At 68.9% G+C, this 23896-nt stretch carries 19 protein-coding genes; 11 read left to right on the forward strand and 8 right to left on the reverse strand.

Annotated features, from left to right (window positions below; genetic code table 11):
- Positions 1-26 precede the first annotated feature (26 nt).
- The 3 genes from mftD to BM339_RS26370 all read left to right on the forward strand — a co-directional run bounded on the left by mftD (position 27) and on the right by BM339_RS26370 (position 3345).
- On the forward strand, positions 27-1232 hold the full coding sequence (gene mftD / locus BM339_RS26360; RefSeq protein WP_075022553.1) for a pre-mycofactocin synthase MftD: 1206 nt from the start codon (positions 27-29) through the stop codon (positions 1230-1232).
- 41 nt (positions 1233-1273) lie between these two features.
- Positions 1274-2743, forward strand: coding sequence for a mycofactocin biosynthesis glycosyltransferase MftF (gene mftF / locus BM339_RS26365; protein ID WP_075022554.1), 1470 nt, complete (start codon positions 1274-1276; stop codon positions 2741-2743).
- Between the two features lie 233 nt (positions 2744-2976).
- The gene (locus BM339_RS26370; protein WP_075022555.1) at positions 2977-3345 is read left to right on the forward strand and encodes a histidine kinase dimerization/phospho-acceptor domain-containing protein; all 369 of its coding nucleotides are present in this window, start codon (positions 2977-2979) and stop codon (positions 3343-3345) included.
- Positions 3346-3483: 138 nt separating this feature from the next.
- On the opposite strand, the gene BM339_RS26375 is transcribed toward BM339_RS26370, so the two are convergent.
- A complete protein-coding gene (locus BM339_RS26375; RefSeq protein ID WP_075022556.1) occupies positions 3484-3888 on the reverse strand; it encodes a DUF779 domain-containing protein in 405 nt (134 codons plus the stop codon).
- On the reverse strand, positions 3888-5405 hold the full coding sequence (exaC, locus tag BM339_RS26380; protein WP_075022557.1) for an acetaldehyde dehydrogenase ExaC: 1518 nt from the start codon (positions 5403-5405) through the stop codon (positions 3888-3890). The genes BM339_RS26375 and exaC overlap by 1 nt, the downstream gene beginning before the upstream one ends.
- 217 nt (positions 5406-5622) lie before the next feature.
- Here exaC and acs point away from each other — a divergent pair, with 217 nt between their 5' ends.
- Complete coding sequence (gene acs / locus BM339_RS26385) at positions 5623-7599, forward strand: acetate--CoA ligase (protein WP_075022558.1); 1977 nt, start codon at positions 5623-5625, stop codon at positions 7597-7599.
- Between the two features lie 90 nt (positions 7600-7689).
- Complete coding sequence (locus BM339_RS26390; protein ID WP_111829892.1) at positions 7690-8259, forward strand: adenylate kinase; 570 nt, start codon at positions 7690-7692, stop codon at positions 8257-8259.
- 29 nt (positions 8260-8288) lie between these two features.
- On the opposite strand, the gene BM339_RS26395 is transcribed toward BM339_RS26390, so the two are convergent.
- The 5 genes from BM339_RS26395 to BM339_RS26415 all read right to left on the reverse strand — a co-directional run bounded on the left by BM339_RS26395 (position 8289) and on the right by BM339_RS26415 (position 14235).
- Entirely contained in the window at positions 8289-8969 is a 681-nt protein-coding gene (locus BM339_RS26395; protein ID WP_218163760.1) for a DUF5134 domain-containing protein, read from the reverse strand.
- 55 nt (positions 8970-9024) lie between these two features.
- On the reverse strand, positions 9025-10119 hold the full coding sequence (locus tag BM339_RS26400; RefSeq protein WP_218163761.1) for a helix-turn-helix domain-containing protein: 1095 nt from the start codon (positions 10117-10119) through the stop codon (positions 9025-9027).
- Between the two features lie 275 nt (positions 10120-10394).
- Positions 10395-12695 carry a N,N-dimethylformamidase beta subunit family domain-containing protein gene (locus BM339_RS26405; protein ID WP_075022716.1) on the reverse strand — a complete coding sequence of 767 codons (2301 nt, stop codon included), beginning with the start codon at positions 12693-12695 and terminating at the stop codon, positions 10395-10397.
- Positions 12696-12705: 10 nt separating this feature from the next.
- Positions 12706-13068: a N,N-dimethylformamidase alpha subunit family protein gene (locus BM339_RS26410; RefSeq protein ID WP_075022562.1), complete on the reverse strand. Its 363-nt coding sequence runs from the start codon at positions 13066-13068 to the stop codon at positions 12706-12708.
- Positions 13069-13254: 186 nt separating this feature from the next.
- Entirely contained in the window at positions 13255-14235 is a 981-nt protein-coding gene (locus BM339_RS26415; RefSeq protein WP_256255462.1) for a helix-turn-helix transcriptional regulator, read from the reverse strand.
- 510 nt (positions 14236-14745) lie between these two features.
- On the opposite strand from BM339_RS26415, the gene BM339_RS26420 reads away from it, so the two are divergent.
- From BM339_RS26420 to BM339_RS26430, 3 genes are read left to right on the forward strand one after another with little or no spacing between them, the layout of a single operon-like run.
- Positions 14746-16692 (forward strand): primary-amine oxidase, encoded by a 1947-nt coding sequence (locus BM339_RS26420; RefSeq protein ID WP_075022564.1) that lies wholly within the window; start codon positions 14746-14748, stop codon positions 16690-16692.
- The gene (locus BM339_RS26425) at positions 16676-16915 is read left to right on the forward strand and encodes a hypothetical protein (protein ID WP_075022565.1); all 240 of its coding nucleotides are present in this window, start codon (positions 16676-16678) and stop codon (positions 16913-16915) included. The genes BM339_RS26420 and BM339_RS26425 overlap by 17 nt, the downstream gene beginning before the upstream one ends.
- Entirely contained in the window at positions 16915-18444 is a 1530-nt protein-coding gene (locus tag BM339_RS26430) for a sodium:solute symporter family protein (protein ID WP_075022566.1), read from the forward strand. The genes BM339_RS26425 and BM339_RS26430 overlap by 1 nt, the downstream gene beginning before the upstream one ends.
- 109 nt (positions 18445-18553) lie before the next feature.
- Here BM339_RS26430 and BM339_RS51705 read toward each other — a convergent pair whose 3' ends face one another.
- The gene (locus BM339_RS51705) at positions 18554-19579 is read right to left on the reverse strand and encodes a helix-turn-helix transcriptional regulator (protein WP_075022567.1); all 1026 of its coding nucleotides are present in this window, start codon (positions 19577-19579) and stop codon (positions 18554-18556) included.
- A gap of 468 nt (positions 19580-20047) precedes the next feature.
- Here BM339_RS51705 and BM339_RS50090 point away from each other — a divergent pair, with 468 nt between their 5' ends.
- The 3 genes from BM339_RS50090 to BM339_RS26450 all read left to right on the forward strand — a co-directional run bounded on the left by BM339_RS50090 (position 20048) and on the right by BM339_RS26450 (position 23870).
- Positions 20048-20962 carry a DAPG hydrolase family protein gene (locus BM339_RS50090; protein WP_177287785.1) on the forward strand — a complete coding sequence of 305 codons (915 nt, stop codon included), beginning with the start codon at positions 20048-20050 and terminating at the stop codon, positions 20960-20962.
- A gap of 218 nt (positions 20963-21180) precedes the next feature.
- Positions 21181-21576: a N,N-dimethylformamidase alpha subunit family protein gene (locus BM339_RS26445; RefSeq protein WP_075022568.1), complete on the forward strand. Its 396-nt coding sequence runs from the start codon at positions 21181-21183 to the stop codon at positions 21574-21576.
- The gene (locus tag BM339_RS26450) at positions 21576-23870 is read left to right on the forward strand and encodes a N,N-dimethylformamidase beta subunit family domain-containing protein (protein ID WP_218163762.1); all 2295 of its coding nucleotides are present in this window, start codon (positions 21576-21578) and stop codon (positions 23868-23870) included. Before BM339_RS26445 ends, BM339_RS26450 begins: the two co-directional genes overlap by 1 nt.
- Positions 23871-23896 lie beyond the last annotated feature (26 nt).

The raw sequence follows: 23896 nt of genomic DNA on the forward strand, positions 1-23896 counted from the left end.
CGACCAGACGAAACGGAAGGACGGTCATGAGCGGTTGGTTCGAGACCGTGGCGCACGCGCAGCGGCTGGCCGAAAAACGCCTACCGAGATCGGTGTACGGCGCGTTGCTCGCCGGTTCGGAGAAAGGCGTCTCCTACGACGACAACACCGCCGCGTTCGCCGAACTGGGGTTCGCGCCGCACGTGGCGGGCCTGTCCGGGGAGCGAGACCAGGGCACGACGGTCATGGGCGAGGAGATCTCACTGCCCGTGATCATCTCCCCGACCGGGGTGCAGGCCGTGCACCCCGATGGAGAAGTGGCGGTGGCGCGGGCGGCGGCGGCGCGGGGCACCGCGATGGGGCTCAGTTCGTTCGCGAGCAAGCCGCTGGAGGAGGTGGTGGCGGCCAACCCCCGCACGTTCTTCCAGATCTACTGGATGGGCGGCAAGGACGCGATGGAACACCGGATCGCGCGCGCCCGCGAAGCCGGGGCCAAGGGCCTGATCGTCACGCTCGACTGGTCCTTCTCCCACGGCCGGGACCGGGGAAGCCCCCGCATCCCCGAGCGGCTGACCCTCCGGGAGATGGCGCGGTTCGCGCCCGAGGCCCTCGCGCGGCCGCGCTGGCTGCTCGGCTTCCTGCGAGCCCGGGGTCTGCCCGACCTGACGACGCCCAACGTCGCCGGCCCCGGCCTGGAGGCGCCCACGTTCTTGGGTGCGTACGGGGAGTGGATGCAGAGCCCGCCGCCCACGTGGGACGACGTGCGGTGGCTGCGCGACCTGTGGGACGGGCCGTTCATGCTCAAGGGCGTGTGCCGGTTGGACGACGCCCTGCGCGCGGTCGACGCCGGGGTCACCGCCATCTCGGTGTCCAACCACGGCGGGAACAACCTCGACTCCACCCCCGCGCCGATCCGCGCGCTGCCGGCCATCGCCGGCGCGGTGGGCGACTCGGTGGAGGTGCTGCTGGACGGCGGCGTCCGGCGGGGCGGCGACGTGGTCAAGGCACTGGCGCTCGGCGCCCGCGCGGTGATGATCGGCCGCGCGTACCTGTGGGGCCTGGGCGCCGGCGGGCAGGCCGGGGTGGAGAACGTCCTGGACATCCTGCGCGGCGGTATCGACTCGGCGCTGCTCGGCCTCGGCCGCTCCTCGGTCAGCGAGCTGACCAGGGACGATGTGGTGGTTCCGCCGGGTTTCACGCGCACCCTCGGGACCGCGGTGTCCGCGCCGCGGCCCTTCGAGCCGACCCCATGACCTCCCGGCTCGCTCGTGCCTGCGGACGGGGGATTCACGGCATGAGGTCTCCGACGAGCCCGCGGCCTCCGCGGGATGCGCGCCTGCCGGACGGCTTCGCGGTCGAACTCACTCCCAACGTGCACCGCTCGCGGGATGGGCGGCTGATGCTGGGCGGTTCGCCGCCGCGCCTGCTGCGCCTCGGGGACGGGGCGGTGCGCCTGCTGGCGAGCAGCCGGTTCAAGGTGACCGATCGGACGAGCGCCGCGCTCGCCCGGCGGCTGCTGGACGCCGACGTCGTCAACCCGCGCCCGCCCGCCGTCACGGTCCGTGACACCACGATCGTGATCCCCGTGCGTGACCGCGGCGACCGGCTCGACCGGCTGCTGGCGGCCCTGCGCGCCGATGCCGAGACCTCCCGCCTGCCGATCCTGGTGGTGGACGACGGCTCCGACGACCCGGGGGCGGTGGCCCGCGTCGCCGGACGCCACGGCACCCGGCTTCTCGTGCATCCGCGCAACATGGGTCCCGCGGCGGCCCGCAACACCGGGCTGCGTGAGGCACGGACCTCGTTCGTGGCGTGCTGCGACTCCGACATCGTCCCCGAACCCGGCTGGCTCGCCCCCCTCCTGGCGCAGTTCACCGATCCGATGGTGGCCCTTGCGGCACCTCGGGTGTGCGCGCTGCCCGTGGCGGCCCCGCGCCCGCTGGACCGGTACGAGCGGGTCCGCTCGCCCCTGGACATGGGTGGGCGGGAGGGACCGGTCGTGCCGTTGACCGCGGTGCCGTACGTACCGACCGCCACCGTCGTGCTCCGGCGCGATGCCGTCGGCGGCGGCTTCGACCCCGCGATGCGGGTCGGCGAGGACGTCGACCTGTGCCAGCGGTTGCACGAGGCGGGCTGGCGGCTGCGCTACGTTCCCGCGTCCCGCGTCCGGCACGCCCACCGCACGGACCTGCGGTCCTGGCTCGCCCAGCGGGTCGGATACGGCACCGGCGCCGCCGACCTCGCGCTGCGGCATCCCGGGCGGGTTCCTCCGCTGTACGCGTCGCCGTGGACACTGGCCGCCTGCGCGCTGCTGTTGCGCGGCAGGCCGGGCCCGGCCGCCGCCGGCCTCGTGCTGACGGGTGTGGCGGCGGTCCGGCTGGCGCGGCGGATGCCCGACGCCGACACCCCGGTCAAAGCCGGGGTGCTGCTGTCGCTGGCCGCACTGCGCGGCACCGGCGAGCAACTGCTGCGCTGCGCCGTCCGGCACCACTGGCCGATCGCCGTCGCCGTCGCCGCCGCGAATCGCCGGGCTCGCTATGTGCTGGCCGCCGCCGCCCTCGCCGAGGGCCTGGCCGACCATCGCCGCTCCGGCACCGATCTCGGGGTGGTCACCTACCTGGCCGTCCACCGCCTCGACGACCTCGCCTACGGATGGGGTGCGTGGACGGGGGCCGCGCGGAGGGGCACCGCCGCGCCCCTGCTGCCCCGCCTCGCACTGCGCCGGAAGGCTCCGGACGGAGGATCCCGCATGTCGCGCGACTGAACGCCGCCGGCGGCCAACGACTGCCCGGTCCCGCCATCGTCGCCCGGTGCGGGACCGGGCGTACCGCCAGTATCTGCCCACCTCGCCGCCGGTTGGGCTCTGCAATCCGTAGGTTGACGGATGGTCCTGGGCAGCTCCCGCTCGTAGCGTCGTCTATGTCAACGGAGCCGGCGGCGCCCCTGGCCGGGACCGGCTGAGGCAGCCTACGGCCCTACTCTGAAAGAGAACCGGTTATGACCACCTCACACCTGATCAGCAGTTGCTCGACCGCACAGCGCCCCGGCACCGCCGCTGGTGACGCGGCGGCGGTCACCGGCATCGTCCCGCTTCCGTGGGCCGATTCCACATGCCACGCCCGAACCGCCCACGAGCTGCGCACCCCCATGGCGGCACTGCGGCTTCGACTGGAAGAAGCGCTGCTGCACCCCGCCGAAGTCGACTGGCGGACCGCAGCCGCGGAGGCGCTGAAGGCCGCTGACCGGCTTGAGGCCGTCATCACCGACCTCCTCCGGCTCACCGAGATAGCCAGCCGCGATGCCGAACGTTCGGCTTTCTCGTTTCCTCCCTGCCCGTCATTGGCCGCCGACCGTGTAGGTGCTTGACAACAACATCCCTAGCACGGCGGCTCGGCGCATCGACGGCCGTTTGGTACCTCCCCGACCGCACTGGCTTGACGAGCGAGCGCCCATAGATGCGCCGAAGGGGCGTCGCTCTTCCAGGCGGCCGGGGAGGGGCTCACGTCACCCCGTCACCTCGGCCCCCGTCGGCAACGGCGGTTCCGCCTCGATGCGGCTGGTCTCCTCGTCGGCCAGCAGCCGGGAGCGCAAGAGGAAGCGCACGCCCTCTGGGGCTTCCAGGGAGAAACCGCTGCCCCGGCCAGGGACCACGTCGATGGTGAGGTAGGTGTGCGACCAGTACGCGTACTGGTCCGCGCTCATCCAGAAGGGGGTGTCGCCGGCCACATGACCGAGCAGGACGTCGGAGGCGCCGACCATGAACTCCCCGCGCGGGTAGCACATGGGGGCACTGCCGTCGCAGCAGCCGCCGGACTGGTGGAACATCACCGGTCCGTGCCGCCCGGCCAGCCGCCGCACCAGGTCCTCGGCGGCCGGCGTCAACTCGACGCGCCTGGTGCGGGCGCCCATCAGAAGAAGCCGAGCTTCTGCGTGGAGTAGCTGACCAGCAGGTTCTTGGTCTGCTGGTAGTGGTCGAGCATCATCTTGTGGGTCTCGCGCCCGATGCCGGACTTCTTGTAACCGCCGAAGGCGGCGTGCGCGGGGTAGGCGTGATAGTTGTTCACCCAGACCCGGCCCGCCTTGATCTCGCGGCCGAGGCGGTAGGCGGTGTTGCCGTCCCGCGTCCACACGCCGGCCCCGAGGCCGTACAGCGTGTCATTGGCGATCTTCAGGGCCTCGTCGACCGAGTCGAACGTGGTGACCGAGACGACCGGACCGAAGATCTCCTCCTGGAAGACGCGCATGTTGTTGGTGCCGCGGAAGATGGTCGGCTCGACGTAGTAGCCGCCCTCGAGCCCGGGAACGGCACGGGGGCCGCCGCCGGTGAGGAGCTCGGCGCCCTCCTGCCGGCCGATGTCGATGTAGGAGAGGATCTTCTCGTACTGGTCGTTGGACGCCTGCGCCCCGATCATGATCGCCGGGTCCAGCGGGTCGCCGCTGACGATGGCCTCGGTGCGCGCCACGCAGCGGGCGATGAACTCCTCGTAGATCGAGGAGTGGACGAGCGCCCGGGACGGGCATGTGCAGACCTCGCCCTGGTTGAGCGCGAACATCACGAAGCCCTCGACCGCCTTGTCGAGGTAGTCGTCGTCGGCCGCGAGCACGTCGTCGAGGAAGATGTTGGGGCTCTTGCCGCCGAGCTCCAGAGTGACCGGGATGATGTTCTGGGACGCGTACTGCATGATGAGCCGGCCGGTGGTGGTCTCGCCGGTGAAGGCGACCTTGGCGACGCGGGGGCTGGTGGCCAGCGGCTTGCCCGCCTCGACGCCGAACCCGTTGACCACGTTCAGCACGCCGGGCGGGAACAGGTCGGCGATCAGCTCGATCACCAGCAGCAGGCTGGCCGGAGTCTGCTCGGCGGGCTTGATGACCACGCAGTTGCCGGCGGCCAGCGCCGGGGCGAGCTTCCAGGCGGCCATCAGGATCGGGAAGTTCCACGGGATGATCTGTCCGACCACCCCGAGCGGCTCGTGGAAGTGGTACGCGACGGTGTCGGCGTCGATCTCGCCGACGCCGCCCTCCTGGGCGCGCACCGCTGCCGCGAAGTAGCGGAAGTGGTCCACGGCCAGGGGCAGGTCGGCGGCGAGCGTCTCCCGGACGGCCTTGCCGTTCTCCCATGTCTCGGCGACCGCGAGCCGCTCCAGGTTCTCCTCGATCCGGTCCGCGACCTTGTTGAGGAGGCCGGCGCGTTCCGCGGCGGAGGTGCGGCCCCACCGGTCGGCCGCGGCGTGGGCGGCCTCCAGTGCCAGCTCGATGTCGGCCGAGGAGGAGCGGGCGACCTCGCAGAATTCCTTCCCGGTGACCGGCGACGGGTTGGCGAAGTACTCGCCCTCCACCGGGGCGACCCAGTCGCCGCCGATGAAGTTGTCATAGCGCGGGGCGAAGCTGACGATGCTGCCGTCTGTTCCTGGCTGTGCGTACACCATGGCGGTCCTCCTCGATGGGGTGAGAGCGACGGCAACGCCGTCGGATGCGGTTCACTCTGACCCGCCGAGGTTGGCGGAAGGTTGGTCCGTGCTCCTTCCTGAACCAACCTCCCGCCAACCCTCTCCCGCCAGGCTGACCACCTGCCCTGCCTTGCCGCGCCCGTCTCCGGCTGCCGCACAGGGGGCGTCAGCACCCGCAACCATGGAAGGAATCCGGATGTCCTTGTCGCCCGATCCGCATGCATTCCCCGGCACGTCGCTCGCCGCATCGGACGATGCGGCCCCTGGTGGGCAGGAGCGGACGGCTGCTGATCGTCTGGCGTTCTGGGCGTGGCAGGCCGGACGACTGGACTGGGCGACCGGGTGGGACGAGGTGCTGGACTGGTCGGACGCGCCGTTCGCCCGCTGGTTCACCGGCGGGAGGCTGAACGTCGCGTACAACTGCGTCGACCGGCATGTGGAGGCCGGACACGGTGACCAGGTCGCGTTCCACTGGGAAGGAGAACCGGGCGACCTCCGGACCATCACCTATGCGGACCTCAAGCGCGAGGTGTGCAAGACGGCCAACGCACTGCTCTCTTTGGGACTGACCACCGGTGACCGGGTCGCGATCCAGCTGCCGATGATTCCCGAGGCGGTCTTCGCCATGCTGGCCTGCGCCCGCCTAGGGCTACCGCACAGTGTGGTGTTCGGCGGTTTCTCCCCGGGGTCCCTCCAGTCACGCATCGAAGATGCCGAGGCCAGGCTGCTGATCACATCGGATGGACAATACCGCCGGGGCAGGGCGGAGCCCATGAAGGCGAACGCCGACATCGCCGTCAGGGACACGTCCAGTATCGAGCACGTCCTGGTGGTCGCGCGCACCGGAAGCGACGTCTCCTGGACCGAGGGCCGTGATCTGTGGTGGCACGACGTGGTGGACGCCCAGCCGGACGAGCACGCCTCGGAGGCGTTCGACTCCGAGCACCCGCTGTTCATCCTCTACACCTCCGGGACGACGGATAAGCCGAAGGGCATCCTGCATACCTCTGGCGGCTACCTCGTCCAGGCCGCCTACACCCACCGCACCGTCTTCGATCTCGCCCCTGAGAAAGACGTCTACTGGTGCACCGCCGACATCGGATGGATCACCGGGCACTCCTATCTCGTGTACGGGCCGCTCGCCAACCGCGCCACGTCGGTGATGTACGAGGGCACGCCCAACACCCCGCACGAAGGGCGGCATTTCGAGATCATCGAGAAGTACGGGGTCACCGTCTACTACACCGCCCCCACGCTCATTCGCACCTTCATGAAGTGGGGTGAGCACATCCCCGCCCGCTACGACCTCGGCTCGATCCGGGTTCTCGGCAGCGTCGGCGAACCGATCAACCCCGAGGCGTGGCGCTGGTATCGGGAGCACGTCGGCGGTGATCGGGTGCCGATCGCCGACACCTGGTGGCAGACCGAGACGGGCGCGATCATGATCGCGCCCTTGCCCGGCGGGGCCGCGGCCAAGCCGGGCTCGGCGCGGACTCCGCTACCGGGGATCTCCGCAAAGGTGGTGGACGACCGTGGCAGGGAGGTCGGCAGGGGCTACAGCGGCTACCTCGTGCTCGACCAGCCGTGGCCGTCCATGCTGCGCGGCGTGTGGGGCGACGAGCAGCGGTACCGGGAGACGTACTGGTCCCGGTTCGCCCGCCAGGGCTACTACTTCGCCGGCGACGGCGCCCGCTACGACGAGGACGGGGACATCTGGCTGCTCGGCCGGGTCGACGACGTCATGAACGTCTCCGGCCACCGGATCTCCACCGCCGAGGTCGAGTCGGCGCTCGTCTCCCACCCGGCAGTGGCCGAGTCCGCGGTGGTCGGAGCGTCGGACGCGACAACCGGCCAGGCGATCGTCGCCTTCGTCATCCTGCGCGCCGGCGCCACCGCGGGCGGGACGGCGCGCGAGGACACGGTCACGCGGCTGCGGGAACATGTGGCACGGGAGATCGGCCCCATCGCCAAGCCCCGCCAGATCATCGTGATTCCGGAACTGCCCAAGACCCGGTCCGGGAAGATCATGCGCCGCCTGTTGCGCGACGTCGTCGAGAATCGCGAGGTCGGCGATGTCACTTCCCTCGCCGACTCCTCCGTCATGGACTCGATCAATGCGGGGCTCGGCAACGGATCATTCCAGGCCGGTGCAGACGGCACTCCATCGGCGTAGTGACATTTCCGATCCACCGCACCGACCGCGGATCGCGCCGCCGCGAGCACCACGGCGGCGCACAGATGAACTGGAAGGCGTACACCGCTGATGCGACTCGTCCTCATCGGCCCGCCCGGAGCGGGCAAGGGCACCCAGGCGGCAAGGTTGAGCCGAAGGCTCGGCGTCCCGCACATCTCCACCGGCGATCTGTTCCGCGACCACCTGACCCTCGGGACGCCTCTCGGGCGGCTGGCCGGGAAGTACCTCGAGACGGGCGAACTCGTCCCCGATCACGTCACCGCGGACATGGTGCGCCGGCGGCTGGTGCGCCCGGACGCGCGGCGGGGCTTTCTCCTCGACGGATTTCCCCGCACCGTACGGCAGGCGGGCGAGCTCTCGGCCATGCTGGCCGCCGAGGACGGTGACCTGGACGCGGTGGTCGAGTTCACGGCCCCCGAGGACGTCGTGGTCGAGCGGTTGCTGAACCGGGGCCGCGCCGATGACACAGAGGAGGTCATCCGGCTACGGCAGCGGACGTATCGCGAGCGGACGGCGCCGCTCCTCAGCCGATACGCCGACATCCTGGTGACGATCAACGCCATCGGAACCGTGGACGAGATCGCCCGCCGAGTGGTAGAGGCGCTGTCGGACGCGCGGGCGGCGAAGCGGGCCCCCTAGGAATCCGCCGCACTGATCCCCGCAGCCGGTCACATCATCAGCAGCATCACGCACATGCCTACGGCCATCAGCTTGCCGCAGGTACGTGCCTTGTCCGGTCCGCCCACCGCGTGGCCGGTTCCGGGCATCGGCGCATGGTCCGCCTGGACAGGACGGCGGCCGCCGGGCCAGACGGTGTATGCGCAGAAGTAGAGCAGAAAGGCGCCTGTGAGCAGCGGCATTCCGCTGGAGTGTTCTGCCGCGCTCATGTGCATCTGGTGCGTCTGCCCGTGGTGCGTGGACGGGGACGGAATCGCCGCGGCCGGCATGACCAGGCCCATGTACACCATGGAGAGGTGACTGACGACGTCGTGCAGGTGGCGGCCTCGGCGTCTGGCGCCCCGGAATCCCGCAGCGCCCAACCTGGCCAGTGACGCCAGCGCCGCGGCACCGAACAAGATGACCCAGAGTGGCGCGGGAATGGCCATGCCCAGGCCAAACGGCAGGGCCATCACTGCTGCGCCCAGGCCCATCAGCGCGTCGGACGCGTAGGACAGGGTGTCCCGGTCGCAGGGAGCAGGAGCCGGCGACCGGGAGCGCAGCCGGCTCAGGCTGTTCAGTCCGGCGCTGCCCATGAGCACGACCACCGCACAGGCGATGACAGGTGGGGCGTTCATCATCGTGAGCTCCGATTCCTGGTGCCGGCCGGTGCGGCGGTTTCTCCCCTTCACGGAGGACGAGTTCGGCTCGGGCCGGCTCCCAGGGCGAATGACATGTGTCTCGCGTTCAGCGATTCGCCGTGCGCAGGCAGGCCGTGAGCAATGGCCGGGCCGGGTGAGGCGCGCCGCCCAGCGCTGCCACCGCGCGTTCCAGCACCTCCACATCGTGGGGGGCGTGATCGGCGTAGCGCAGCACCGCCTGCGGCTCGGGGCGGTCCAGCAGCGCCTCGCGTAGCGCGACGGCCAGGTAGTGACCGTGTTCGACCAGCGCGGGCGCGTCGGTGCCGGGCAGCAGGTCGCCGCCGTAGACCTCGGTCGCCGCGGCCACGTCCCCGGCACGTAGATGCTCCAGCAGCTCGTTCGCGTCGCACCGCACCGGCAGCTGGAGTCGGTATGGACGGGACCCGATCCGGCCGCCGAGGATGGATCGCAGGTGGGATACCTCTGCTTTGAGAGTCGTCCGGCTTGTTCTGCCATGTCCATACACTCGGGCGTGCAGCATGTCCAAAGAGAGCCCCCGGTTGTTCAGCGCCAGCACCGCCAGGATCTCCGTCTGACGATGGGTCAGCCGCAGGAGATTCCCGCCGAGCCATGCTTCGGCCCGGCCGAGCAGCCTCAGCCGCAGCAAGCCTTCGGGCGTGCCCTCCTGTTCCCGGTCGGTGCCCGTGAGGTGCGTCGCGGCGGCGGGGATCTCTCGCTCCAGGACGCCGGCCAGCGCGCGGGCGGTGGCCAGCCCCATCGGGTGGGCCCGCTCCCACGTGGTGGACAGGTCCAGCACGCCCAACTGCGCGCCGGTCCCCGGGTGGTGTACCGGTGCGGCCCAGCACGCCCAGCCGTGCACGGCGCCGGCGTAGTGTTCGGCGGAGTACACCGTCGCAGCCCTGCCGGTCCGCAGCGCCAGGTCCAGCGCGTTGGTCCCGACGCTGGACTCGTCCCAGCGGCCGCCGGGCACGAAGTTCACCCGCTCGGCCCGGCGGCGCATGATCCGGTCGGCGTACGTCCACAGGATGCGCGCGTGCGGATCGGTCACCGCCACGACCAGGTCGCCGTCCCCGGCTGCGCGGCGCAATTCCGGCTCCAGCCGTCGCACGGCATCCCGCAGCGGGCTCTCCTCCCACACCGCCGCCGTCTCGTCCGGGTCCGCCAAGGGCGCGGCGTCCACGCTCGGCGCCAGGTGATCGGCTGACCGTTTCCAGCTCGCTGCGATCTCGGCTCGCACTCCGGTCCGCGCGGCTCCCCGGGTCCGCTGGCCTTGCAGATAGGCCGCCCAGGCACGTTCCAGCCACAAGCGTCGTTCTCGCGAATCCGTACTGGACGGCATCGGTGCCTCCGGTGTCAGCGGAAACCACTCCCTCATCGGCACCGGCCGGCGTGCGGTCCTCGATCGGCCGCACGCCGGCCGGATGTGTCAGTGGTCGATCTGGTCGGTCGGCGGACTCAGCCGGCGGGAGTGCCGGACGCGCTGGGCGCCTCGGTGAGAGACGGCAGCGGCTCGTCCGACATGAACCTGCGCAGGACGTTCTCGGTCATGCGGGACACGTTGTTGTCGCAGCCGTTCTCCAGGAGTGAGCCGCACCAGGCGATCGAGCTTGACGAGAACACTCCGCCGCCGTTCTTGGTGGTGAAATAGACGATGTCGGCGCGAACGTTGGGATCCATGGACCCGCCCACCATCGGGATGTTGAAGAGGATCTCCTCGACCACGCGCGGATAGTTGTCGGAATGGCCCTCGCTGTAGGCCAGCAGGAGGGTATGGGGAGGTGTCCCCAGCGAGAGGTCGTAGCGGTCCAGTTCGCTGCCGGCCGCGCCCCCGCCGACCAGTCCGAAGTCGCCGATCTTCTCGTTCGGGCCGATGCCGTCCATGATGAAGTTCGCGCGCGGGTCGCGGGCGTCGGGCATCTGGACGTAGTAGGACGACTCGTCGAATCCCTCGGCGGTGAATCCAGTGCCGAAGTTCTTCTGCGGGGTGCGTGCCCGTCCACGCCACAGGCCGGAGCGCTGACCGTTGGTCTGCAGATGGTACTCACCCGGGCTCGCCTGCCAGGCGCGCGAACCGTATTCGGCCTTGCGCACCTCCATCAGGTGCTTCTTCTCCGGGTGCCAGTTGGCGATCCAGTAGAACCCGTTCGCTCCGAGGTACATGCCCCGGCCGCCGGCGGCCAGGTAGGTCTCCCAGGCGTCGAGCATTTCGCCCGAGTAGTACTCCGGGTGCGAGCCGGTCATGACCACCTGGTAGCGGCCGAGCAGGTCCGCTCCCTGGTCGTGGAGTTCGCGGTCGGTGGCGACGTCGAACTCGATGCCGATCGCGCCGAGCCAGGCCCCCAGATGCAGGTCCGCCGGGAACTGCCAGGGGCCGCCCGAGGCGGTGCGGAACTTGGGCCGCAGGTTGACGATCGGCCGCAGAGCGGAGGAGTAGTGGACGCCGCTGCCGTCGGTGTGGGTGTCGTAGGTGGAGCGTCCGAACTCGGGATGCTCGTGCAGCCAGAAGTCGAGCTCGTCGATGACGGCGGTGCGCCCGAAGATCGACTGGGCGATCTGGATGTCGTTGAAGTGCTCGTTGGCGTAGGCGAGGTAGCTGGTGGTCGGGATGAGCAGCAGCGCCTTCGCCGTTGCCCGGCCTCGCGGCGGAAGCACGAAGAACGGAATCCAGTCCTCCGACTCTCCCTGCAGCAGCCGCAGGGCGTAAATGCCCGAACGGAAGTCGTCCGGTACCCGCCAGGCGAAGTCGGTGTCCCAGCCGCAGTCCTCCAGGTCGTCGTCATGGAAATGGATGGCGCCGTACTCGCCCGGGGCGTGCGTGAAGTTCTCCTCGACGCCGCGCCAGTTCCACCCGGTCACCGCCCGGGCGGGAAAGTTCACGCACTCACCGTGCAGGCCGTGCGGGCCCCGGTCAGCGACCCTGTCGCCGATGATGCCGTCCGGTCCGATGCCTTCGGCGAAGTCCCAGGAGGCCAGCAGCCCCTCGCGCGGGGGTGCGCCCCCACGAGTGATGGCCTCCAACTCGTCCTCGCGCAGCACCCGGTTCCACACCTTGGGCGAGTCGACCTTGCCGTTGTAATGCGAATCGACCCGAGGCGACCCCTCCGTCACCGGGCATCCGCCGATCATGAACGCGCCGCGGCCGTTCGCGACCCGCGCGGTCAGCCGGACATCGGTGTCCCCCTCGCCGCTGATGGGCACGACCGGCGACAGCAGGCTGTTCACCGAGTTGACGACGGAACGGACGTAGACGGTCGCGCGCTGGTCCGCGGGGTCGTAACCGACGGCGATCGAGTACCAGCAGGAGCGATGCAACGGTGAGCGCGTCTCGACGACCGTCGTCTTGGTGCCGTCGCCGATCAGGAGGCACGGCCTCCCGTGCCTGATGCCCAGGGCATAGCCGGTATTGGACTCCTTCACATAGCGGCCGAACACTATCTGGTCGTCGTTCTCCGGCGTGGTCGGGCACACGAACGCGTGCAATGTGAAGGGTCCGTCCAGAGCGAGCTTTCCCTGGTCGTGGACCACCACGTAGGATCCCGGGTCGGTCGGTTGGAACCGCGCCGGATAGGTCCCGTTGATCGGGACTTCGAGGACCTCGTCGAAGCCGGGTCCGGCCGGATTGGTGTCACCGTTGACGAGCCGGACGACATCGGCGCGGTAGGTACCGGTTCGGACGCTGCTGACCTTGAACTCGATCGTCTCTCCCGGCGCGACGGACAGCCGGTCCGCGTAACCGTGGATCGCGGTCTCCTTCATTTCCTCCATCTCACTCGCCCTTCAGGTCGCGCACCCGCCGGAGGAAGATCCCGTGCAGAACGGCCTCCTCGGTGGGAAAGGTCTCGTCATCAAGGATCTTGGCGGGCTGACCGCGCACACCCGACAGCACGCCGATCCGGTATTCGGCCCACGGCCTGGTCATCACCCCGATGTACTTGCCGGCCTGTGGCTGGCGCCGGAAGTACTGCAGGACCCGTTCGAGGTCATCAGAGTGCTGACCGAGGGGCCTCTTGCAGTGCTCTTCGATGAGCTCATCGGTGATGAGCGAGCGGATCATCCGACGGTGCTTCGCGCTCCAGTCCTCGTAAACCTGCAGCTGCTTGTCCACCAGCCGGTCTTCGTTGGCGGCCATCACCCCTCCTTTCGTTGGGGTCAGCCTCCACACCGCGGCGGCGCGAGTCCATACGTCAATCGACCTATAGGGCCGCGCCGGAAGCGATGGACGCCGTGGGCGACCTGCGCGCGAGGGCGCACCGGCCGCCCGCCGAACGGGCCGATCGGCAGACGGGCCACTCGACCGGCGGACGCGAAGTCGGAATTACGGCTCGCCCATGAGCAGCAGATCGCCGTCCACCGCCACGGCCGCGAGCTGGGCACGCGTCAGGCAGCCGAGCTTGTCGAGAATGTGCTCCACGTGCGTGGAAACTGTTCTCGGACTGATGTACAACCGCTTGCCTATCTGCGGATTGGAGAGACCGCCGGCGATCAGGTGCAGGATCTGTGCCTCACGCACGGTGAGCCCATGAGGCCATGGCACGGTCCGCTCGGTGATGAGCGTTATCCCGCCACGGCAAGGGGTGATCTCCACCCGATGGCAGCGTCCTTCGACATCCGGCCACAGGTATCGCCGGGTGGCAGGAAGCCTGGCATATCGGGGAAGCATGCCCCGCACCGGGCCGCCTTCGGAAAGAAGGGGACCGGCGGATCGGCCGGGCACCTCGGTCACCTCGCCCTCCCTTGACATCAGCAACGCGTGTGCGTCCGAAGGGAGCCGCTCCACGCCCACCTGGACGCTGCGGAGCATGTCGCACACGATCGCCAGCAGCGGACGAAACCGCTCGATCAGCTCGCGGCATTCGTCGGTGGCATCTCCGGGGGAGGACCAGCTCATGTGCAGAGAGCCGGTGTAGCGTCCATCCAGCAGTCGCAGGCACATGGTGGTGCCCTCGTGGAACCCGGCAGGAATCAGGAATTCCTGGGCTGAAACGGTCTCGGCGAAGGTGAGGTTCCAGTCGCGAGCCAGATCCACCCAGCGAAGCGCGCTGGACGTCTTTGTGTGGAGAATTCGAAAGGCCGGATTACTGTCGATGAACGCATCATTCATGTGCCTCTGCACATCGTCGTCGTAGCCCTCGCTGGCGAGGGTCACGTGGCGATGCGTTCCCGACACCGCGTCCCAGGCGGACAGCGCATAGCCCGAGCACGCCACGAGAGCCCGCATGACGTTCGCCACCTCGGCGGCGCTGGAGCGCATCTCGTCGTGCACATCGCTGGACGGGCTGCCGTGCCGCGAAGCCATCGCGGGGAGCAAAGCCTCGATACGCATCGCATCCCCCAGAGCTGTCCATGCCTGCCGGCCGGGCACAGAAACCGGCCGCTGGGCCGTGACGCCGTTGTCCGCGGGGCCTTCGGCGGGACTCTAGCGCCGTCACAAGACCAAGTCCACAGGTCAGCGACATTCCCGGCCCAGAATTAGATTCTAGAATCATCCACTTCTCGACGAGGACGGGCGCCACCTCGTTCCCGCCTTCTCCCGCCGGAGCCGGCATCGGTCGATTGACGTATGGACTTCCACCGCGGCGCTATGGAGGCTGAGCCGCAACGGAGAAGGGGCGGTGACCAGCGGCGGGCGACCTGGTGAACGGGCATCGGAACGGTGCGCCCGCCCGCGATGTACTCAGCGCCTCGGTGCCACGAACACGCCGATGACGCTTTGCGCCATTCACCGAATTGTCCCGCGGGCCTCGATGACGCGGCCACGGCGGGCGGCCTCCTTCGGTTCCCTTCCGTACTTTCGAGGAGCTCTGGCATGACCATTCGCACTCCATCCGGCACCAGCACCATGCGTCATCCGCTCGATCCGCTGTCGACGGAGGAGATCACCCGCACGGTCGGCATCCTGCGCGCGGACAAGGCCGCCGCCGAGACCTTCCGTTTCGTGGCGGTCTATCTGAACGAGCCGGACAAGGCGCGTCTTGCCGCAGCGCCGTCGGAAGTGCCACGTGAGGCGTTCGCGGTGCTCATCGACCGCGCCGACGGCTCCGCCTACGAGGCGGTCGTGAACCTGGACGTCGCCGCTGTCACCACCTGGACGCCGCTGCCGGCGGGGACACAACCAGCGATCATGCTGGACGAGTTCGAGGAATGCGAAACCCGGTGCAAGGCCGATCCGCGCGTGATCGAGGCCCTCGCGGTCCGGGGAGTGAGGGACCTCGACCTGGTGTGCGTCGAGCCCTGGTCGGCGGGGTACTACGGTGAGGACGCCGAGGGCCGGCGGCTCATGCGGGCTCTCGTGTACACCCGGCTCGACCCCGACGACAACCCGTACGCCCACCCGCTGGAGCAACTGGTCGTCGTGTACGACCTCAACGCCGGCCAGGTCGTACGCGTCGAGGACGGCGGCGTGATCCCGGTGCCGCGGGAGCGCGGTGACTACCTGCCCCGGCGGATCGGGCCGGAGCGCACCGACCTCAAGCCGATCTCGATCACCCAGCCCGAGGGCCCATCGTTCGAGGTGGTCGGCAACCACGTGCGCTGGGCCAACTGGTCGTTCCGCGTGGGCTTCACGCCACGGGAGGGCCTGGTGCTTCACCAGTTGGCGTTCCGTGACGGCGAGAAGGAGCGGCCCGTCCTGCATCGGGCTTCATTGGTGGAGATGGTCGTTCCCTACGGTGACCCTTCGCCCGTCCAGTACCGCAAGAACGCCTTCGACGCCGGTGAGTACAACATCGGCGCCTTGGCCAACTCCCTCGCTCTGGGCTGCGACTGCCTGGGAGCGATCCACTACTTCGACGCGGTCGTCAACGACAGCCATGGCAATCCGCTCACCATCCGCAACGCCGTGTGCATGCACGAGGAGGACGACTCCATCCAGTGGAAGCACTACGACTTCCGCACCGACCGGACCGAGGTCCGCCGGTCGCGGCGGCTGGTCATCTCCTTCATCGCCACCGTCGCCAACTACGAGTACGGCTTCTACTGGCATCTCTATCTGGACGGCACGATCGAGTTCCTGGTCAAGGCGACCGGGATTCTGTCCACCGCCGGCCAGCCCGCAGGGGAGAAGTCCCCCTACGGCCAGACCCTCAACAACGACGGCCTGTACGCGCCGATCCACCAGCACATCTTCAACGTGCGGCTGGACTTCGCCCTCGATGGTCCGCGCAACGCCGTCTACGAGGTCGACACGCACGTCCCCGCGGACAACCCGACGGGCAGCTGCTTCTACACCGTCGACCGGCTCCTGGAGCGAGAACAGGGCGCCATCCGCAAGGCCGACGCCGCGCGGCACCGGTTCTGGAAGGTGGTCAACCACGACCGTCGCAATGTGGTCGGTGAGCCCGTCGCCTACCGCCTCATCCCCACCGACGCCATCACCCTGGCCGCGGTCCCCGACGCCCACGTGAGCGAACGCGCGGCCTTCGCCACGGCCAACCTGTGGGTGACCCCCTTCGACCCCGCCGAACGCTTTCCCGCCGGGGACTACCCCAACCAGAGCGTCGGCGGGGACGGCCTGCCCGCCTGGACGAGCGCCGACCGCGGAATCACCGACGAGGACATCGTGGTCTGGTACACGTTCGGCATGCACCATGTGGTGCGGCTGGAGGACTGGCCGGTGATGCCGCGCCAGCACGTCGGATTCATCCTCCAGCCGTTCGGGTTCTTCGACCAGAACCCCACCCTGGACCTCCCTCGGCCTGAGCTTTCAAGGACTCATCTCGATCAGAAGGAGGTATGCGATGGCACGGGCCGATGACGGGACCGGCGGATCGCACAAGAACATGGTGTTCGGTGTGCTCTTCGGTATCGGACTTGTGGTAGCACTTCTCCCGCCCATCTACATATGGGCGGGAGAGCAGCACTCGAATCTCCTCGGACTGCCGCTGTCCGTCCTGTACATGTTCGGTGTGAGCGGTTATGTCACGGCGGTCTGCGCCGCCCTGTACGTCGTCGAGCTCGCCCGAGGGGAGCTGGACTGATGGTCATCACGTTCGGCACCCTCACCGCCTTCTTCGGGCTCATCGTCATGGTCCTGTACATCACGCAGCGCCGCTCGACCAACGCGACGTTCAGCGGGTACGCGGTCGGCGACCGGTCGTTCGATTCGATGTACGTCGCGATGTCCTACGTCAACTCCTGGTGGCCCGGCGCCACCTTCGTGGCCTTCTTCGGCATGGGCGCCGCACTCGGCGTCATCGGGCTCTACGCTCTGGTCTACACACTGATCGGTGTCACGGCCATGTACTTCCTGGCCCGCCGCGCCTGGCGCTGGGGCAGCCGGTTCGACCTGCGCACACAGCCCGACATGATCGGGCTCAGATTCGGCGGGCGCGCTCCGAAGATCCTCGCGAGCCTCATCGGGGTGGTGGCCCTGTACCCGTGGGTCGTGCTCGGCTTCCAGGCGATGGGCGCCGTCGTCTCCTGGGCCTCGCTCGGACGGCTCTCGACGGGTGAGGCCGTCGTGATCGGCGTGATGATCATCGCGGTCCGCCAGATCTGGACCGTGCAGATGGGCATGCGCGGCCTGATCATCACCGACCTCTTCCAGGGCTTCGTCGCCTACCTCGGCGCGGCCGCCATCTGCGTCGGCCTCCTGCTGTTCTACTTCGACGGGTTCGGCGCGATACGCGAGCTGCCCAGCGCCAACCTGAGCCTGCCCGGATTCGATGCGCCGGTCGGCGGCCTCTACTACATGAGCATCGTCGCGGCCGGCGTCATCGGGAGCCTCTGCTGGCCGATGATCTTCGTGCGCATCTACACGGCGAAGGGAGTCCGGGCGGTCAAGAAGGGCACGCTGTGGACGATGGTCATATCCATCGTGTTCTACGGTTCGCTGCTGCTGGTCGCCCTCGCGGCCACCAAGATCCCGGCCGTCGCGGCCGCACCGCAGGACGGCTGGTTCCTGATCACCCGGTCGGCGGGCGGCACGTGGCTGCTCGCGGCGGGGATCCTGGTGGTGTTCGCGGCCAGCATGGGTTTCGTCGACGGGATGATCCAGGCCATCGGCACCCAGGTGGCCAACGACATCATCGGGGGAACGAGACCGCTGTCGGACAAGCAGCAGATCGTCATCGCCAAGCTCGCCATGGCGGCCTTCGCGGTCGGCGGCGCGGTCGTCGCGTATTTCACGTACAACTACGCGCATCTGGTCAACTTCGCACAGATCGCCTATCAGGCCATCATCCAGCTCGCGGTACCCCTGTTCCTCGGGATGTTCTGGCGCCGCGGCAACAAGTTCGGGGCCACCGCCGGCCTCGTCGTCGGCTTCGGCGCCGCGGTCGTCCTGACCATCCCCTACGCCGATCAGGGCGGCGCCGTTCCCTGGCTGGCCGGCCTGGGCAGCGGCCTCGTCGCGCTCGCCCTGAACCTGATCGTCTACGTCGCCTGCGCCTACCTGATCCCGAGCAGTGAGGAGGAACAGGCCAGGGTCGACGCGCTGTTCGAGATGACGCGGGCCGGGACGGATGTCGAGGTGTCCGCCCCGCCTCTGGAGCCAGACCCCGCATAGCCGGGCTTGCCGGCCGCCCGCCCCCTCCCCGGATCGTGGCCCTCACCAGAGCCACCGCCCAGGGAGGGGCTGCGGCTTACCGCACGCCGAGCCGGTCGCCGTGCGAGCCTCACTCTGGCACCCCCGGCTCCGGCTCGCCCATCAGCAGCAGGTCGTCGTTCACCGCCATCGCCGCGAGTTGGGCACGCGACAGGCATCCGAGTTTGTCGAGAATGTGTTCCACATGCGTGGACACCGTTCTCGGGCTGACGTACAGCCGCTTGCCTATCTGAGGATTTGAGAGGCCACGTGCAATCAGGTGAAGGATCTGTGCTTCACGGAAGGTGAGGCAATGAGGCCATGGCACGATCTGCTCAGTGACGAGCGCCGCACCGCCCCTGCACGGGATGATTTCAATGCGGTGGCACCGCCCGGTCGCATCGGCCCACAGGTAGCGCCGAGGAACCCGGGGCAAAGTGTGCCCGGAGAGGATTTTCCGCAACGCGCCGCCGTCACAGAGGAATGTCCCCAGGGACCGTCCCGGTAGCTCGGCAGCCTTGCCTTTTCCTGAGATCACCAATGCGTGCGCGTCCGGGGGGAGTTGTGCGATGCCCGCCTCGGCGCTCCGGAGCATGTCGCAGACGAGCGCCAGGAGTGGACGAAATCGGTAGATCAACTCGATATTCTCGTCGGTGGCCTCCCGCGCCGATGACCAGCTCACGTGCAGAGCACCGGTGTAGCGTCCATCCGGCAGGCGCAGGCACATGGTCGTACCTTCGTGGAACCCTGCCGGAATCAGGAGCTCTTCAGCCGAGTACGTCGTGTCGAACCTGACGTTCCAGTCGCGTTCGAGGTCGATCCATCGGAGCGGGCCGGACGTCTTGGTGTGGAAGATCGGAAAGGCCGGATTGCTGTCGACATACGCGTCGTTCAAGTGACTCATGGTCCGGTCGTCGTAGCCGCGATTGACCAGGGTCACATGCTGGTGCGTCCCTGACATCGCGTCCCATGCGGCCAGCGCATACGCCGCGCATGGCACGAGCGACTCGAGCACGTGCGTCGCGGCGGCGGCGCTGAGACGCGCCTCGTCGTGAGTGCCGCCGGACGGGTTGTCATGTTGTGGAACCTGCGCGGGAAGCAGGGCTTCGATCTGCATCGCCGACCCCCAGAGCCGTCCATGCCCGCGGCCGCCCACACGTGCCGACGAACCGTGACGCCGGCGTCCGCGGACCGGTAGTGAAGACATTACCGCCACCGCACACCAAATCCACAGACAGGGCGACCGCTGACCTGCTGAAACATCCGGATGGTCGGTTCCGTGGCGAGCCGACGGGCCGAGGTCGACGGCGGGCGGGCTCCGCCTTTCCGCTCTGGCTCGGAGCGCCTCCCAGACTTGCCCTGGATCCCCGCCTCGCATACACGGCATGTGCAAATTTGCACATGCCGTGCAAAATCGAGTCGAATGGGGAGGCGAGTGGTTGCGGACGGTCGAGGCGGGCGCTGAAGCCAGCGGGACGGCGATGGCGGCGACGTCCTGTTCACCACCCTGCCGCCGCTCGGCATGCCAGGCGAGACCCCGTCCGCGCCGCGATGCGCGGTGCCCGCACCCGTGAGAAGGACCGCGATGAGATACGAGCCCACCCCCGCCGACCGCGCGCCGATGCCCACCGGCTACGCGGTCGAGCCGCGTTACCTGAAGTACCGGGAGACCGACGAGGCCAAGCCCTACGCCGAGTACTTCCAGATCTCGACCCGTCCGGTTCAGGAACACGTTGTCCACGCGCTGGTCGGCGGGATGGCGCCGCAGGAGTGTGGATACGGCGTCGACGAGGTCGCCGACCGGCTCGCACGCCCCGGCTACGAGCCGCTGGAGACCGGCTGGACCCGGCTCCCCGGCGGGGTGGTGATGGTCGCCGTCCACACGCCGATGCCGGAGGTCACCGCGGCCATGTGGGATTGGTGGTTCGGCTGGCACGGCCGCGAGAGTGCCCGCTACAAGCTCTGGCACCCCGACGCCCACCAGTACTGCGCCCTCGCTCAGGACCGCAGCTCCGACCGGTCGCTGACCGACCGGCAGCGGTACATCGGCAACGTCGCCTACGTCGATGAGTACATCGGCGGGCGGCTGCAGCCCTTGGCGATCCGCTTCCTGGACCCCGCCGCGATGGGCATCGCCCCTGCCTCCGGCACCACCCACATATGCGCCCGCGTGAGCCTCAGCTCGCATCCCATCGCCATCGGCTGGCTCGTCCACCAGGTCCGGCCCACCGACGACGGCGCCGAGATGCGTTCCCGGTTCTTTCTGGGCGACACCGCACTGCTGAACTTGCCCGCCCACGCCCTGCCGCCCGGCCGCACCACTCGCCCGCTCACCTCACCGATCGGACGCGCCCTGAGCCGCACCGCCATCGCCAAGGCCGGTCATCGCTTCATACCCGGCACGATCGGCGCCGACATGGTCCACCACTGTGCCGCCGAGATGAACCATCTGGCCTCTTTTCTTCCCCAACTCCACCAGGAATTCCAGGACACTCCATGAATCATCAGGCCCCCCTGGGCCAGGGGCCAGGGGCCGGCTGTCGGCAGGAACCCCACCAGGCGCCATTGCCGCGTGTTCTCTGTGTCAAGGGCCTCACCTGCGGAAATGGGTTCAGTTGACGGATATCGGTTCGTGCGGGACGTCCCTGGCCTCTGACTGGACCAGAGGACGCGCCGCGAGGCGATCCGGTTCTTCCACTCCGCAGTCTTGGAGGGCCGATGAGCTCACTCCCTTCACTCGAGGAACAGAACGCACGGGCGTACGCCGCGTTCCGGCAGGTCGAGGACCGCATCCTGGCCACGGAGATCCGCCCTCGGATCACGACGGCGGTCATCGAGGAGCATCGGCGGCGGCCGGTCGGCAAGCACAGCGACGATCTTGAGCGCGTGCTGGTCTACCTGCGCAAGAACCATCTGGTCATGGCCAGCAAATACATCCTGGTGTGCACCAGACCTCACGAGGAGTGGCGGATCGCGGCCATCACCGGCGAACCGGACCGGCCGCCGAGGCTTCTGGACGACACGTTCTCCGACCGGTTCGAGGCCGAGCACGGGTTGTTCCTGAAGCGGCTGCGTGACAACGGCCTGCTCGCGGACGCGGAAGGAGCGCGCTGATGAAGGTCGTCGGATACAGCGAACAGCTCAGCGTGCGCCCCGGTGAACGGGTGGACTTCAACGTCAGCTGCGATGCCGACCGCTACCACGCGGACATCGTCAAGCTCGTCCACGGCGACACCAACCCCGACGGTCCCGGCTTCAAGGTCGAGCCGGTCGCGACGTCGGTCGACGGGGAGTACCCGGGGCAGGTCCAGCGGATCCACTCCGGGTCCCACGTCCTGGTCGACGACGACGAGGCGCTCAGGTTCACCGGCCCCTTCACACTGCAGGTGCTCATCTGCCCGACGACGCCCGCGAAGGGCGTCCAGGGTCTGATCACCAAGTGGGACAGCGCCCGGCACTCCGGATACGGCCTGTTCATTGGAGAAGACGGCGGTGTCCAGCTCTGGATCGGGGACGGGGCCGGCAGGGTGCAGCGCCTCAGTACCGGCAGGCCGCTGCTGGCCGGCATCTGGTACCGGGCATCGGCGTCGCTGAACACCGACGGCATGATCACGGTACGGCAGGAGCCGGAGGTGGCGAAGGCGAACGGGCGCTTCACGCTGGCCTCTTCCTTCGCGTCGACCACGGCGGAGGTCACCGGGAGCGCGGTTCTGCGGCCGGCCTCGGACAACGGCGTGCCGCTGGTGATGGCGGGCTTCGTCGAGGCGCTGACCGCCGAGCGGATCGGTGTCGTCGTCGGCGGTCACTACAACGGCAGGCTCGATCGCCCTCGTGTGCATGCGCGGGCTCTGGACGGCGACGCCGTCCGCGCGCAGACCGACCGGCCGGGCGGCGACGGGCTTGTCGCCGCGTGGAACTTCCAGCACGAGATCACGCCGAACGGCATCGAGCAGACCCGCCAGATCACCGACGTGTCGTCGAACCGGCTCGACGGGCGCACCGTCAACCTGCCCACCCGCGCCGTGACCGGCTACAACTGGGAGGCGCGCGAGCAGAACTTCGTCCACGCGCCCGAGCAGTACGGCGCGATCCACTTCCACGACGACGATCTCGACGACGCGCGCTGGCGGGCCGACTTCTCGCTCACCGTGCCGGACGACCTGCCGTCCGGGCTGTACGCCGCGCGCCTCGCCGCCGCCGATGACACCGACTACGTGCCGTTCTACGTGCGCGCCCCGCGCGGGCGAGAGAAGCGCGTCTGCTTCCTGGCGCCCACCGCCAGCTACATGGCCTACGCGAACGATCATGTGACGCTGTCGGCACCGCTCGCCCAGCTTCTCGTGGCGCGGACGCCGGTGCTGGAACAGCGGAACATCGTGCTCAGCGAGCACCGCGAGTTCGGCCTGTCCACCTACGACACGCACACCGACGGCTCCGGCGTCGCCTACTCCACCCGGCTGCGCCCGATCCTCAACATGCGGCCGGGCTTCCGGCACTGGCTCTCGCCCTCGCTCTGGCAGTTCAACGCCGATCTGCACCTGATCGACTGGTTGATCGAGATGGGCTACGAGTTCGACGTGGTGACCGACGAGGACCTGCAGCGGGAAGGGCCGGAGGCCATTGCCCCCTACCGGGTCGTGCTCACCGGCTCGCATCCGGAGTACTACTCCGAGCAGATGCTCGACGCGCTCAACGGCTACGTCGAGAACGGCGGCCGGCTGATGTACCTCGGCGCCAACGGCTTCTACTGGGTGATCAACTACGACCCGCAGAACAGGAACGTCATCGAGGTCCGCAAGGGCAATGGCTCCAACGCCTGGAAGTGCGCACCGGGCGAGTTCCACCTGTCGTTCACCGGAGAGTACGGCACCCTGTGGCGGCATCGCGGGCGTGCCCCGCAGCGGCTCGTCGGGGTCGGCTTCGGCGCCGAGGGCTTCGACGTCTCCTCGTACTACCGGCGCACGCCCGAGGGCCGCGACCCGATCACCGCATGGATGTTCGAGGGGATCGAGGACGAGAGGATCGGCGACTTCGGGCTCGTCGGCGACGGCGCCGCCGGACTCGAACTGGACATCTACGACGCCGCCCTCGGTACACCGCCGGAGACGGTCATCGCGGCGACGTCGGAGGACCACACCGACATCTACCTTGAGGTGCTCGAGGAGCTGTACTTCAACGTGCCCGGCACCGGCGGGAGCCAGAGTGGCCAGGTCCGCGCGGACATCACCTATTTCCCTGCGCCGAACGGCGGTGGCGTGTGGTCGGCGAGCTCGATCGCCTACTGCGGATCGCTGTCGCACAACGGCTACGACAACAACGTCTCCCGTCTCACCAAGAACGTCCTTGACCGCTTCGCGTCGGACCAGCCTGCCCCGGCGGGCGCGCGGTCCGCTGGCCGAGAGATGTGACCCTGGGGCGGGCCTGCGGCGGCCAG

The organism is Actinomadura madurae (genome assembly GCF_900115095.1).
Taxonomy (GTDB): Bacteria; Actinomycetota; Actinomycetes; order Streptosporangiales; family Streptosporangiaceae; genus Spirillospora; species Spirillospora madurae.

Coding starts and splice junctions, on each gene's coding strand:
- BM339_RS50090 (WP_177287785.1), top strand. CDS start 20,048: ATGAGATACGAGCCCACCCCCGCCGACCGCGCGCCGATGCCCACCGGC.
- mftF (WP_075022554.1), top strand. CDS start 1,274: ATGAGGTCTCCGACGAGCCCGCGGCCTCCGCGGGATGCGCGCCTGCCG.
- BM339_RS26405 (WP_075022716.1), bottom strand. CDS start 12,695: ATGAAGGAGACCGCGATCCACGGTTACGCGGACCGGCTGTCCGTCGCG.
- BM339_RS26415 (WP_256255462.1), bottom strand. CDS start 14,235: ATGGCTTCGCGGCACGGCAGCCCGTCCAGCGATGTGCACGACGAGATG.
- BM339_RS26425 (WP_075022565.1), top strand. CDS start 16,676: ATGGCACGGGCCGATGACGGGACCGGCGGATCGCACAAGAACATGGTG.
- BM339_RS26420 (WP_075022564.1), top strand. CDS start 14,746: ATGACCATTCGCACTCCATCCGGCACCAGCACCATGCGTCATCCGCTC.
- BM339_RS26450 (WP_218163762.1), top strand. CDS start 21,576: ATGAAGGTCGTCGGATACAGCGAACAGCTCAGCGTGCGCCCCGGTGAA.
- BM339_RS26410 (WP_075022562.1), bottom strand. CDS start 13,068: ATGGCCGCCAACGAAGACCGGCTGGTGGACAAGCAGCTGCAGGTTTAC.
- BM339_RS26430 (WP_075022566.1), top strand. CDS start 16,915: ATGGTCATCACGTTCGGCACCCTCACCGCCTTCTTCGGGCTCATCGTC.
- BM339_RS51705 (WP_075022567.1), bottom strand. CDS start 19,579: ATGCAGATCGAAGCCCTGCTTCCCGCGCAGGTTCCACAACATGACAAC.
- BM339_RS26375 (WP_075022556.1), bottom strand. CDS start 3,888: ATGGGCGCCCGCACCAGGCGCGTCGAGTTGACGCCGGCCGCCGAGGAC.
- acs (WP_075022558.1), top strand. CDS start 5,623: ATGTCCTTGTCGCCCGATCCGCATGCATTCCCCGGCACGTCGCTCGCC.
- BM339_RS26390 (WP_111829892.1), top strand. CDS start 7,690: ATGCGACTCGTCCTCATCGGCCCGCCCGGAGCGGGCAAGGGCACCCAG.
- BM339_RS26370 (WP_075022555.1), top strand. CDS start 2,977: ATGACCACCTCACACCTGATCAGCAGTTGCTCGACCGCACAGCGCCCC.
- mftD (WP_075022553.1), top strand. CDS start 27: ATGAGCGGTTGGTTCGAGACCGTGGCGCACGCGCAGCGGCTGGCCGAA.
- exaC (WP_075022557.1), bottom strand. CDS start 5,405: ATGGTGTACGCACAGCCAGGAACAGACGGCAGCATCGTCAGCTTCGCC.
- BM339_RS26445 (WP_075022568.1), top strand. CDS start 21,181: ATGAGCTCACTCCCTTCACTCGAGGAACAGAACGCACGGGCGTACGCC.